Origin of the sequence: Bacillus sp. MHSD_36, from assembly GCF_030757775.1 — a bacterium.
Classification (GTDB): domain Bacteria; phylum Bacillota; class Bacilli; order Bacillales; family Bacillaceae_G; genus Bacillus_A.
Map to the genome: position 1 here is coordinate 661,542 of NZ_JAVBIS010000001.1, position 11,960 is coordinate 673,501.

At 34.6% G+C, this 11,960-nt stretch carries 11 protein-coding genes and 1 pseudogene; 8 read left to right on the top strand and 4 right to left on the bottom strand.

The genetic code is table 11. The features are described 5' to 3' along the window. Nucleotides 1-2: 2 nt before the first annotated feature. The 5 genes and pseudogenes from Q9B79_RS03390 to Q9B79_RS03410 all read left to right on the top strand — a co-directional run bounded on the left by Q9B79_RS03390 (nt 3) and on the right by Q9B79_RS03410 (nt 4,819). Nucleotides 3-833, top strand: a complete 831-nt coding sequence (locus Q9B79_RS03390) for a sugar phosphate isomerase/epimerase family protein (protein WP_306182613.1) — start codon at nt 3-5, stop codon at nt 831-833. Then, nucleotides 830-1,708, top strand: a complete 879-nt coding sequence (gene eboC / locus Q9B79_RS03395) for a UbiA-like protein EboC (protein WP_306182614.1) — start codon at nt 830-832, stop codon at nt 1,706-1,708. Before Q9B79_RS03390 ends, eboC begins: the two co-directional genes overlap by 4 nt. Before the next feature lie 17 nt (nt 1,709-1,725). Further along, nucleotides 1,726-3,063: an alkaline phosphatase family protein gene (locus tag Q9B79_RS03400; protein ID WP_306182615.1), complete on the top strand. Its 1,338-nt coding sequence runs from the start codon at nt 1,726-1,728 to the stop codon at nt 3,061-3,063. 4 nt (nt 3,064-3,067) lie between these two features. Beyond that, a complete protein-coding gene (locus Q9B79_RS03405; protein ID WP_306182616.1) occupies nt 3,068-4,243 on the top strand; it encodes an inositol-3-phosphate synthase in 1,176 nt (391 codons plus the stop codon). A 59-nt stretch (nt 4,244-4,302) separates the two neighbouring features. After that, a pseudogene (locus Q9B79_RS03410) lies at nt 4,303-4,819 on the top strand (undecaprenyl-diphosphatase). Nucleotides 4,820-5,188: 369 nt separating this feature from the next. On the opposite strand, the gene Q9B79_RS03415 reads toward Q9B79_RS03410, so the two are convergent. Together Q9B79_RS03415 and Q9B79_RS03420 are read right to left on the bottom strand one after the other, a co-directional pair. After that, nucleotides 5,189-6,043 (bottom strand): manganese catalase family protein, encoded by an 855-nt coding sequence (locus Q9B79_RS03415; RefSeq protein WP_048527794.1) that lies wholly within the window; start codon nt 6,041-6,043, stop codon nt 5,189-5,191. A gap of 235 nt (nt 6,044-6,278) precedes the next feature. Further along, the gene (locus Q9B79_RS03420) at nt 6,279-7,412 is read right to left on the bottom strand and encodes a zinc-dependent alcohol dehydrogenase (RefSeq protein WP_306182617.1); all 1,134 of its coding nucleotides are present in this window, start codon (nt 7,410-7,412) and stop codon (nt 6,279-6,281) included. Nucleotides 7,413-7,658: 246 nt separating this feature from the next. Between Q9B79_RS03420 and sasP the strand changes: the two genes are divergently transcribed. Together sasP and Q9B79_RS03430 are read left to right on the top strand one after the other, a co-directional pair. Next, nucleotides 7,659-7,871: a small acid-soluble spore protein, SasP family gene (sasP, locus tag Q9B79_RS03425; protein ID WP_000002833.1), complete on the top strand. Its 213-nt coding sequence runs from the start codon at nt 7,659-7,661 to the stop codon at nt 7,869-7,871. 294 nt (nt 7,872-8,165) lie between these two features. Further along, on the top strand, nt 8,166-8,681 hold the full coding sequence (locus Q9B79_RS03430; protein WP_306182618.1) for a DUF3231 family protein: 516 nt from the start codon (nt 8,166-8,168) through the stop codon (nt 8,679-8,681). A 35-nt stretch (nt 8,682-8,716) separates the two neighbouring features. On the opposite strand, the gene Q9B79_RS03435 is transcribed toward Q9B79_RS03430, so the two are convergent. Next, nucleotides 8,717-9,193 (bottom strand): YndM family protein, encoded by a 477-nt coding sequence (locus tag Q9B79_RS03435; RefSeq protein WP_000680658.1) that lies wholly within the window; start codon nt 9,191-9,193, stop codon nt 8,717-8,719. A gap of 305 nt (nt 9,194-9,498) precedes the next feature. Continuing rightward, nucleotides 9,499-10,356: an MBL fold metallo-hydrolase gene (locus Q9B79_RS03440; protein WP_306182619.1), complete on the bottom strand. Its 858-nt coding sequence runs from the start codon at nt 10,354-10,356 to the stop codon at nt 9,499-9,501. Nucleotides 10,357-10,608: 252 nt separating this feature from the next. Here Q9B79_RS03440 and Q9B79_RS03445 point away from each other — a divergent pair, with 252 nt between their 5' ends. After that, the gene (locus Q9B79_RS03445; RefSeq protein WP_306182620.1) at nt 10,609-11,811 is read left to right on the top strand and encodes a macrolide family glycosyltransferase; all 1,203 of its coding nucleotides are present in this window, start codon (nt 10,609-10,611) and stop codon (nt 11,809-11,811) included. Nucleotides 11,812-11,960: the final 149 nt, after the last annotated feature.

Here is an 11,960-nt window from a genome sequence, read left to right on the forward strand (position 1 = left end):
TTATGAAACTTGCATATAGCAGTAATGGATTTAAAAGATATGACCTGTTAAAAACAATAGATATATTATCCGAAATCGGATATGAAGGTATAGAAATCTTACTAGATATCCCGCATGCTTTTCCACCTGAAGTAACGAATGAGAAAATACTCATGATAAAAGACAAGTTGAAGCAACGGAACATGACTATATCAAATTTAAATGCATTCATGTTGTATGGAATAAAAGATAATTGGCATCCATCTTTTGTAGAGGTAGATGAAACAGAAAGAAGACAACGTATAGAACATACTCATAACTGTATTGACTTAGCTCAAAAACTCGGTGCAAAGACACTATCTACCGAACCAGGGGGGCCACTCATCAATGTAGGGAGGGAATGGGCAAATAAAGTTTTTATTTCTGCAATGGAAGAATTGGCTGATCATGCCGAAAAGTCTGGCATAACAATCCTTGTTGAACCTGAGCCTGATTTATTAATTGAAACATCAGATCAATTTATAGAATTTAAGAAGGCTGTTCCTTCGCAGGCAATTGCATTAAATTTTGATATAGGACATTTCTTTTGTGTTGGAGAAGACCCAGCTGCATTGGTTTATAAATTACTACCATATACACAACATTATCACCTGGAGGATATTGCAGCGAATCGCGTACATGAGCATCTGATTCCTGGTCATGGTGCTATTCCTATTCTAGAAGTTTTACAATCTATAAAGAAAACGGGTTATGATGGTTTTATTACCATTGAATTATACCCTTATGAAAATCATGCAATATCGGCCGCTAAAGAATCTTATGACTATGTGCAAAGTATCCTTAACAGCCTATGAGAAGAATTCGTACTTATTTTGAACTGATAAGATTTCCGAATACCTTTACAGCGATGGCAGATATATTGGCAGGCACCTGGATTGCAGGAATAGTTTTGAATCAAAGTTATTTTAGTCAGATTATTCTTCTTATGTTAGCGAGCGCATGCATATATGCGTCAGGGATTATTTTAAATGATTTTTTTGACTTTGAAATAGATAAAAGAGAGCGTCCTGAAAGACCTTTACCATCTGGTCGTATATCAATTCGTTCTGCTTTATGTTTTAGTTTTGTGCTTCTTACTGTAAGTATCATATCTGTATGTTTTGTTTCAGGTATCAGTTTTTTAATTGCTTGTATCCTCATTATGTTGGTATTTGTATATAATCGCTATTCAAAGCAGTATGACGTTTTAGGACCATTAACGATGGGGCTTTGCAGAGGCGTTAACTTGTTACTAGGATTGAGTATTGTACCAGATAAATTAGTAGAATTTTGGTGGTTAGCGGGATTAGGATTTATATATATTTTCACTGTTACTGTAATGTCTAAAGGTGAGGTTGGATCCGGCCTCTATCCTATACGAGTAAGAATTATGGCAGGAGCGGTCTTAACATGTGCTATTGCTATTTTGCTTTTGCATTTCTATGGTGTATGGGGAACAACTGTTATTACGATAATAGTTTTTTTATTATGGACTTTTTCAGGGATTTTACCAGCATTAGCAAATCCAATATCATCTAATATTAAAAAAGCAGTAGGAACATGTATAATTGGTCTTCCATTATTGGATGGAGCAATTGCTGCTTCATTTGGAGGATGGCCAGCTTTCTTTTCTGTATCTTCTTTCCTAATTATAAGCTATATCATGTCTCGTATCTTTCCCGTTACATAGATGAAAGGATGATATCTATGGAGAAAAAGAACGTGGTTGTATTAGATATTATTAGTTTGACGGAGGAGCATCTAAATGATGCTGAATTAACCCCAAATATTCGGAAGTTGCTAGAGAATGGCCAACAAGCAAAAATTAAACCTGTATTTCCGGCTGTAACTGGTTCAATGCAGGCTACGTATATTACTGGAACCTCACCAGCTGAACATGGAATTATTTGTAACGGTCTTCCAAATTGGGATACAAAAGAGATAACAATGTGGAATCAAACAATGCTACCAGTTGAAGGTAAAAAGATATGGGAGAAGTTGAAGGAAGAAGATTTGACAGCTGAAACAGCAGTGTTGTTTTGGCAGTTCAGTAAGTTGAGCACAGCAGACTATGTAGTTACTCCTGCCCCAATTCATCTCGATAAAAAAACAATTATGTGGTGTGATTCAAAGCCGAGGGGGCTATATGAAAAATTGAGGGGAAAATATGGGGAGTTCGATTTGAAGAGCTTCTGGGGTCCGCTCTCTTCAGTTAAATCCAGTGAATGGATATTAGATGCAGCAATAGATGTTTTAGAAGAATATAAACCAAGATTATCACTTGTATATCTACCCAATATAGATTATAACGCACAAAGGTTTGGGCCTGAAAGTGAAGCTGCGAAGAGATCCATTAAAGAAATTGACAGTTTAATTGGAAACTTTGTCGAGCAATTGGAAGAGCGCAACTTGAAGGAGCAAACACGGCTAGTTATTTTATCAGAATACAACTTTAAGACAGTTAATAGACCTATATTTATCAATCAAACGTTGAATAAAGAGGGATATGTGGCTATCAAGCATGTCGAAAATATGGATTTTCTCGATTTGGAGATGTCGAAAGCCTTTGCTTTAGCAGATCATCAATTGGCTCATGTGTATATTCAGGACTCACGTGATATTGGGGTAGTTAAAGAAATTCTCGAAAGAACACCTGGTATAGCCGAGGTATGGGGAGAAGAAGAGAAACGGGTTCATAAGATTAATCACGAGCTTTCGGGGCAGTTAATTGCTATTGCTGAACCTGACAGTTGGTTTGTGTACTATTGGTGGTTGAACGATGAACAGGCACCAGAATTTGCATACAATGTAGATATTCATAGGAAGCCTGGTTATGATCCAGTTGAGCTGTTTGTAAATTCAAAAACATTCCAAATACCACTAGAACCGGAGCGAATCAAAGGATCTCACGGTTTACCAGCAAAGGACAAAGGAGATTATGTGTCACTTGTAGTAACAGGGAGAGATTTTGAACTTCCAGATACATTAGAAGCAACCGAAGTCCATGACTTGTTGTTAAAACTTGTGGGGAATGGGGAGAGGTGAAAGAATGACATATCAGATGGGTGTATTATTTGTGGGAGTGCTAGGCACAGTTGCAACAACAACGATTTCTGGACTTTTTGCAGTCAATCAAAATCTTGCTCCACTAAGGGGCGTTATTTCTACAGAGAAAGAATTCGAGACATTACAGCTAACTCCACTCGATCAGATTGCTTTTGGTGGATGGGATATACAAAAGGATTCATTGATAGAAGTAGTACAAAAATATGGTATCATTCAGGAATCTATTTTGAAGAAAATTGAAATGCAACTCAATGATGTTCCTATTTGGCAAGCACCACTGGCTAATGTAAATGATTTTCTTAAAGGGGTCTATAGTCTGACAGGAGAGCCTGAGAACTTAATGAGCGCAGTGAATCAAATTCAGGCAGACATTAAAGAATTTAGAAAAAAATATAATCTTGAAAGAATTGTTGTGGTAAATACGGCTTCAACAGAAGAAAAGACAAAAAGTCATTCTTTATATCAGTCATTAAAAGCATTTGAGACTGGGTTAAGGGAAAATGCACCTCATATTCGACCAGGTATGCTGTATGCATATGCGGCAATGAAATCAAAATGTGCCTATGTAAATTTTACGCCGAGTGTGACGACTGAGATACCAGCATTACAGGAATTAGCAGAACTGCAGGCTGTTCCGACGGCAGGAAAAGATGGAAGAACAGGTCAGACTTTATATAAACATGTTTTAGGAAAAATGTTCAAACAACGTGGATTGAATATTGTCGGGTGGTATAGTACGAACATCTTAGGGAATCAAGATGGTGCAGTTTTAGAAAACCCAACACATTCTTCAACAAAAATTGATTCGAAATCCATTGGGTTAGAACAAATATTGGGGTACAGTCATTTTGATCATAAAGTAAGAATTGATTACTTTCCTGTCCGAGGAGATAGGAAAGAAGCCTGGGATACCATTGACTTTGAAGGTTGGTTAGGAGAACGAATGACAATGAAAATTAATTGGTTAGGTATTGATTCGATTTTAGCTGCCCCTCTAATAATTGATCTGTCCCGTTTTATGGAGCATGCACTTAGAGAAGGGAAGGTAGGAATAATGGAACATCTTTCCCTTTTTTTTAAAGCTCCAATTGGAACAGATGAGTATGCCCTTGATAAGCAATACCAAATGTTGTTGGGATACGTAGAATCTTTTGAATAAATTGATAATTTCGAGTCATCAATGATCTAGGGAAGCAATATTCATCTCTAAACTCAACTATGGTGTTTTTAGCGGAATATATAGTGTATTTTTTAGGTTTAATTATTATGGCTTATTGGTTTACTCAATCTAGAAAGAACAAAATGATGATTATTCAAGCAATACTTGCTTTTGTAACTGCAGAACTAATTGGAAATTTGGTAGGGAAATGGCATTTGGACTATCACCCATTTACAGTATTACCTAATGTTAATAAACTCGTCAATCATGCAGTAGATAACTCATTTCCTGGCGAATATACAACTCTATTTTTTTGATTTGTTTTTCATTTTGTTTGTTCGGAAAAGGGCTGGGTGCGTATGGGTTATACTTGCATTCTGTGTAGCTATTTCTCGTATCTGAGTAGGAGTTCATTATCCTTTCGATGGTATAACAGGAGTTCTAATAGGAATTTTTTCAACACTATTTTCGTATTTGGTAACACCCAAAATTACATTTATTAAACAATTGCTTAATTTTTACGAGAAAATAGAGCAGAATGTAATACCCTCTAAAAATAAATCGAAAAACTTTTGATTATGTAACACAATAAAAAAGATTACATATACTAATGAGTATTTTTTTCAATATCGTCTATATTAAAGAGCGCTTTTAAAAGCGCTCTTTAATTCTTAAATAAGAATTTTGTTTAATTTTATTAGTTGACCAAGAATATAGAAAAATTTATCAGGAGTGTTAGTGTAAATGTACTTGAAGAGATAATGTACTAAAAAAATGTCAACAATAATTGGAATGTTTTTAGTGGTAATTTATTTATTGATTCTATTTATATAAAAATTACATAACAGTAGCTGAAATAAAGCCATTAAATAAGACATTAAGTGTAACTGGAATCCATATAAAGGGTTATGGCCAACCACGAATAAATAGTTGGCCATAATGATCTTAAAGATCCATATCTTTTAATCCAGGACTATGCTCATTTGGCATTTCAGGAAGCTCTGGTACAGGAAAACCTTTTGGCGGTTCCGTTACTGTTAATGTTCCTTTGTTTCTACTCGGTGATTCACCTTGGAATATTTCTCCCATTCTTGTTGGATCTAAGCTGAAATTAAATTGTGCGTTATGAAATCCCATGTCTACATACTTTCTGCACTCTGGATATTTATTGATATCATAGTTCGGCACAGGGAAGAGTTTGCCCCATTCAACCCCAAGTGTCTCTAAAGCTTTTGCGAAAGCATTTTGATGTGCATTATCACGTACAATTAAAAATGCAAGTGTTTCTCTAAAGGTTTGATTGGAACTCATTTCATAAATTCTAGTTTTTTGAAGTACACCTGTAGATTCAAGTACGACATTATCTAATAAATCGCTAATTAAGTTTCCATGACTATATACCCAAGATCCATTCCATGGGTTACCAGCTGCATCAACAGGTAATGAACTTTGAGCGCCTACAATAAAGTGATGAGGATTTGCATGTTTAACCGCTTCATCAAGTGGTGCTTTGTCAATACCAGCATTTCCTGGCGTAGGTTCACCAGATCCAGTTAATAGTTGATTAATTGTATGTTGTACAAGTTCTACATGGCTTATTTCCTCTAAAAAAACACCTCGAAGTAAATCACGATATTGCTTCTCTTTACCTCTAAAATTTGAGCTTTGGAAGAAGTATTGCATCATTGTACGCATCTCCCCATAATGCCCACCTAATATTTCTTGTAAAACTTTTGCAGCAGCTGGATCTGGTTTGTCCGGCTTAATCATATTAATTATTTCCTCTTTATAATAAAACATGAAGTACACCTCTTTTAAGTTAGTTAACATTGTTATCGTGTCCGCTAATTGGTTGCTTAATACTTAAATTCATTTTTTTACCAACAAACAGTTACCTTAAAATGCAAAAGTCTTTTTGAAATAACTCTTTTCGATATGAGATGAAAGTGGGGGATAGCTACTTAGCATGTAATAAAAAAAGATAAGATTACGGAGTGCAATCTTACCTTTTCATAAAGAATAACAAATTGTATCTTCAAGGTTTCAAAATAACTTTAATACAATCATCTTCACGATTATTAAAAATTTGATAACCGTAGCTCGCTTCTTCAAGGGGGATTTTGTGTGTAATAATCTCCTTTGGATCGAATTCTTTGTTTGTTATTTTTTCAAATAGTTCCGGCATAAAATGAATGACAGGTGCTTGTCCCATTTTCAGATTAATATTTCTAACCCAAAATGCCCCGAGTGGAAAGGCATTATAATTACCGCCATAAACACCAGTCATTTGAACCGTTCCGTATTTTCTTACAGCTTTCGTAGCAATTTGAATAGGGCCGAGAGTTCCACCTTGTAATTTCAATTTTTGTTCTAGAAATTCTAGGGGTGATTTTTTTCCATCCATGCCCACGCAATCAATGACTACATCGGCACCGCCATGTGTAATTTCCTTTAAATGTTCTCCCATATCAGGAAATTTTGTAAACTCAAATACCTCAACGTTGTTAATCTTTTTTGCATAATTTATTCGATAATCTAAGTAATCGACTGCGATTACGCGTTTAGCACCTTGCATCCAAGCGAATTTTTGGGTCATTAATCCAACAGGGCCACAACCAAGAACGATAACAGTATCACCGGGCTTAACGCCTGCATTTATTACACTCCAATAGGCTGTTGGTAAAACATCGGATAAAAACAGTAGGGATTCATCTTCAAGTTCGCATGATTCCGGTATAACAAATGGAGTGAAATTTCCAAAAGGAACTTTTAAATATTCTGCTTGTCCGCCTGGATGGTTACCAAATTTCTCTGTATAACCAAAGTATCCACCAGAATCATAATGAGGATTGGAGTTATCACATTGACTTTCCATTTCATGTTGGCAATAAAAACAATGTCCACAAGCAACGTTAAAGGGAATAACAACACGATCTCCTTTTTTTACTTTCGTAACATCTGGACCAACTTCTTCAACAATGCCCATTGGCTCATGACCGATAATATACCCTTGCGGTAAAGGCATGTTGCCTTGATATAAATGTAAATCAGAACCGCAAATAGCGGTTGAAGTAATTTTTACAATAATATCATCTTTTTTCTCTAACTTCGCATCATCCACCTGTTTAACTTGTACTTTGTTTGGACCTTGATAGGTTACAGCTTTCATCTCATATCTCCTTAAGAATCATTTTTCATAATTTATATGTATCTCTTGGTAAAACAGAAGTCTTTAGTAAAGAGGAAGCTATACATAGTGTTGTTATGAAAGTATGTTATAGCAACTCTTCTTTCTTATGTCTTTTTCCTTATTTTAAGAAGAAACTCAATATTTATACATAATCAAATTCCCATAAAAAGGATAATTATTATTTCATAATTTGTAGCATATTAAAAACATCGGAGGTGAAATAATATGGCAAACAATAATAGTGGAAATCGTAATGAATTGTTAGTTCGAGGTGCTGAACAGGCTCTTGATCAAATGAAATATGAAATTGCACAAGAGTTTGGTGTACAACTTGGTGCAGATACAACAGCTCGTTCAAATGGATCTGTTGGTGGTGAAATTACAAAACGTTTAGTAGCAATGGCTGAACAACAACTTGGTGGTAGAGCTAACCGCTAAGTAAATTGACATACAATATAGTAGATATGTAAATCAATTTCTTTTGTATATGTGTAAAAATAAAAACCCTTATAGTAAATGGATTCTCACTCAAAGATTATTGATAATCTTCTTTCATAATCTTTGAGTATTTTATTTGTAAACTACTTTCCTAAACAATAAACACGCAGTGTTGGAAAGGTGTTTTCCATGCATAGTAGAAAATCTTTTGCAGGAAAAAGCATACTTAAAAATTTGATTTCAATATTGAAGTCAATATTGATTATGATATTTTCGAAAGGGAGGAATTTAAAAATGGGTATATTAAGTGGAAATCCTCAAAACGAACCATTACATTACGGAGAAGTATTTGATATTTGGAGTTATCTTCTAGCTGCACAAGGTGCCGTTGCAAGTCACCAAGTATTTATGAATCACACAGGTGATGAAGATTTGAAAAAGTTTCTAGAAGGCTTAATTGAAAATGACATGAATTCGGAAATAGAAGAATTAAAGGCGCTTTTAAAAGTTAATGGGGTTGCTTTACCACCTGCGCCTCCAGAACGACCAGTTGCATCTATTGAAGACATTCCTCCAGGAGCGCGTATTAATGATGTTGAAATAGCAGCAGCTGTTTCTGCAGGATTAGCAGCTGGTCTTGTGACATGTAGTCAAGTAATGGGAAAATGCCTTCGAGAAGATGTAGGGATGCTATTTGGACAATTTCATATGAAAAAAGCGCAAGCAGGTGTAACTTTGCTGCGTTTAAGTAAGAAAAAAGGATGGGTAGTACCACCTCCGTTACATGTGAAAAACTCTGATCAAGCTTAATAAACAAAAATAAAAAAGTGGCATTGGCCACTTTTTTATTTTTTAGATGTATCCTCAAGCTTGGATTTATTTATTGTAGAAGAATCTATATATTCATCTGACATTTCCATAGCATAGTTATCATGCTGAATATGATTGTGATTTCTTAATGTATTCTCGTTACGCAGTACTAACCTCTTCATATAAATGTGGAAGAAAATTTCTGTTCCACCAATAATTAAAGCAGCTATAAATGAAGAAAGTCCAATATTACGAGTAGCATCTAAATTAGTAAACAAGGATGTTAGTAACCAAATTCCGAAGAAGCTTAAGCCGACATCTGCTATTGTAGCAATCATATTTCCGTATTTAGGTAAAATGAAGAGATCCCCGATTAAATAGGCAGCTCCTGTAAGGAAAAGAGAAATTAGTAATACTCTAGGAATTGAAATGCCTTTAAAGATACTAAGTATGATTAGTAATACTGCAGTTATCGCTGTGTATTTAATTAATAAAGCAACAATATGTTTCATCCTTTTCCTCCATTGTTTAAACGTATATGGAATAAAATATTTCATTAAAAACGGGTTATGCTTTTATATAGCGTAACCCGTTTTAATCACTCTTTAATGGGAAGAGGTACAAGCTGGGTAAGAAGCAGGCTTATACTATGGATAGTATTTGCGGAATATCGAGTTTTATTCACAAAGGGTAGGTCTATCCTTATAATAGAGATGTTGCCTAAGTACAGTGTTTTTTTACTAAACTTAATAATTTTTTCTATTTTGATTTTGAAGTATATTTTAATTATTTAATATTAAAACCAAAGTTTTTTTGCTTAATGTGCCTTTTTATCTACATATTTTCCGTAATCAGGTACAGCAATTTTATCAAATTCTTGAACGAGTGTGTTGAGGCTTGTTGATAGCAATTCACCTGACATTGGTATCCCATGTCCCGTAATAGCGACCAGAGGCTTTAATTGTTCTAATTTAATGACTGATTCTTTAGCAGCTTTCCAGTCTGCTGTTAAATAACGAGGGGGTCCGCTTATTTCCTGCTCCTGAGTAAATACTTTATATAGATATTCCTGTTTCACTGTAACAAAAGCATCACCAGCAATTAAAGTTCGGTCTTTTTCTCGAAATAATGAAATATGTCCAGGAGTATGCCCTGGTGTATGAATCCATCTAAAATCTGGCATATGAGGAATAGTTCTATCGGTAGGTAGCGCTTTTACGCTACTTCCTAAATCAATTGGTTCATTAGGGAACAGGGGAGACATTTTCGCTACTATACCACCTTCAACTGTTGGATCTGGTTCAGGATAGCTTTGTTGTCCAGTCAAGAACGGTATCTCCATTTCATGAGCATAGACTGGAACATCCCAATACTTAATGAGTTCAATTATTCCTCCAACATGATCAAAATGCCCATGAGTTAAAATAATTGCTTTTGGGCGACTATTTGTACCAAATCGCTTCTCAGTGACAGAAATAATTTCATTTGCACATTTAGGCATTCCAGCATCAACTAAAACAAAATCATTGGTATGTGGATTTCCAACAAAACATATGTTGACGATTTGAATTGTGTAGCAAAATAAATTAGGCAATACTTCGATGCCATGACCACTTTCAATTGAAGTTGCCGGAATAAACTTGTAATCACTTCCATAATTCATTTCATTGTCCAATTTTTCTCCTCCTTAAGTTATTCTAATATGACATTATAGTTCCCTAATTTTGAAAATCCATTTTGGGGGATGTCGTTTTCTCCCGCTTTAATGGGCAGTAAGACCCCCACTGATTAAAGTTTCACTTTACAGTATACTGACTTTGTTTCTTACTCGTTTATTACATTTACTATCACAAGTGCCCTTATTAAAATGAGGAGAGAAACGTACTTGATTATAGGAAGTTTTTAATTTAAGAGGAGGAACTATCATATGGCAAAGGTACTAATGTTTAATTTTCCAGGGGAAGGACATGTGAACCCAACTCTTGCACTTATTGAAGAATTAGTAAAAAGAGGGGAAGAGGTTGTTTATTATTGTGTAGAGGAGTATAAGGAGAAAATTGAAAAAACAGGAGCTTTGTTTCGTCCATATGAAAATTTTTTAGCAAAAGTAGACATGTTGAAAAGGATGAATGGAGAAATAGATCCCTCTGAACTATTATTACATATGGTAAAATCCATGGATAAAATAATAAAGATTGTTATAGAAGAGTTGAAAGAAGAAAAGTATGATTACGTAATATATGATAACAATTTTGCAGTAGGATGGATCATAGCTGAAGCATTACATTTACCTAAAATCTCTTCATGTACAACATTTGCAGTTACGAAAAAGTTATTTAACGCATTGATGAACAATCATAATGAAGGAGACAAAAAATCACCTCTTTATCAAGAAGTTACGCATATTTTAGAAGAGTGGCAAAAGGTATATGGCTTTTCTATGAATGAAAAGAAAAATGTAATGACTTGTGCTGGAAATATTACTATCGTATATACGTCTGAATTTTTCCAACCTGATGTGGAGGAATTGGATGATTCTTATACCTTTGTTGGACCCTCTATTACATCACGGAAAGATATGCAAGAAATTACTTTTAAACAGAAGGAAGAAGAGAAACTCATTTATATTTCTATGGGAACTGTATTTAATCAACAGATGGATTTTTATTACATATGTTTTGAAGCATTTAAAAATTTTCCTGCTACCATCATATTGTCCGTAGGAAAACATATTGACATCAACCAATTGAAAAATATCCCATCTAATTTCAAAGTTTATAATTATGTGCCTCAGTTAGAGGTATTGAAACAAGCTAATCTTTTTATTACACATGGGGGAATGAATAGTTCTAGTGAAAGCTTATATTTTGGTGTTCCTATGATCGTTATACCAGTTATGGGAGATCAACTGATAGTGGCCCAAAGAATAGAAGATTTAAAAGCTGGCATACAATTAAATCTAAAAAAGCTTACTCCAGTGACATTATATAATGCAGTAATGGAAGTATTATCGAATGATGTATACTTAGAAAATAGTCATAAAATCAAATGTACTTTAAAAAATGCTGGTGGATATATTAAAGCCGCTGAAACAATAGAACTATTTAAGTTGAAGACGGGTATTAAATAAGATGCCCCAGTTGCCAAACACAGCAGCTGGGGCATCTTATTATTTCTTCCTAACTTAATTATACCACGTAAATAAAGTTCAAAATAGACTGTTTCTTCTCATTTACTCCTGCTACAATCAAGAACACATGCAAAGTAAGGAGAGATGTT

Excerpts from the sequence above, each read along its gene's own strand:
- Q9B79_RS03430 (WP_306182618.1), top strand. The coding sequence starts at position 8,166 with ATGGGTATATTAAGTGGAAATCCTCAAAACGAACCATTACATTACGGA.
- sasP (WP_000002833.1), top strand. The coding sequence starts at position 7,659 with ATGGCAAACAATAATAGTGGAAATCGTAATGAATTGTTAGTTCGAGGT.
- Q9B79_RS03420 (WP_306182617.1), bottom strand. The coding sequence starts at position 7,412 with ATGAAAGCTGTAACCTATCAAGGTCCAAACAAAGTACAAGTTAAACAG.
- Q9B79_RS03445 (WP_306182620.1), top strand. The coding sequence starts at position 10,609 with ATGGCAAAGGTACTAATGTTTAATTTTCCAGGGGAAGGACATGTGAAC.
- Q9B79_RS03400 (WP_306182615.1), top strand. The coding sequence starts at position 1,726 with ATGGAGAAAAAGAACGTGGTTGTATTAGATATTATTAGTTTGACGGAG.
- Q9B79_RS03390 (WP_306182613.1), top strand. The coding sequence starts at position 3 with ATGAAACTTGCATATAGCAGTAATGGATTTAAAAGATATGACCTGTTA.
- eboC (WP_306182614.1), top strand. The coding sequence starts at position 830 with ATGAGAAGAATTCGTACTTATTTTGAACTGATAAGATTTCCGAATACC.
- Q9B79_RS03415 (WP_048527794.1), bottom strand. The coding sequence starts at position 6,043 with ATGTTTTATTATAAAGAGGAAATAATTAATATGATTAAGCCGGACAAA.
- Q9B79_RS03435 (WP_000680658.1), bottom strand. The coding sequence starts at position 9,193 with ATGAAACATATTGTTGCTTTATTAATTAAATACACAGCGATAACTGCA.
- Q9B79_RS03405 (WP_306182616.1), top strand. The coding sequence starts at position 3,068 with ATGACATATCAGATGGGTGTATTATTTGTGGGAGTGCTAGGCACAGTT.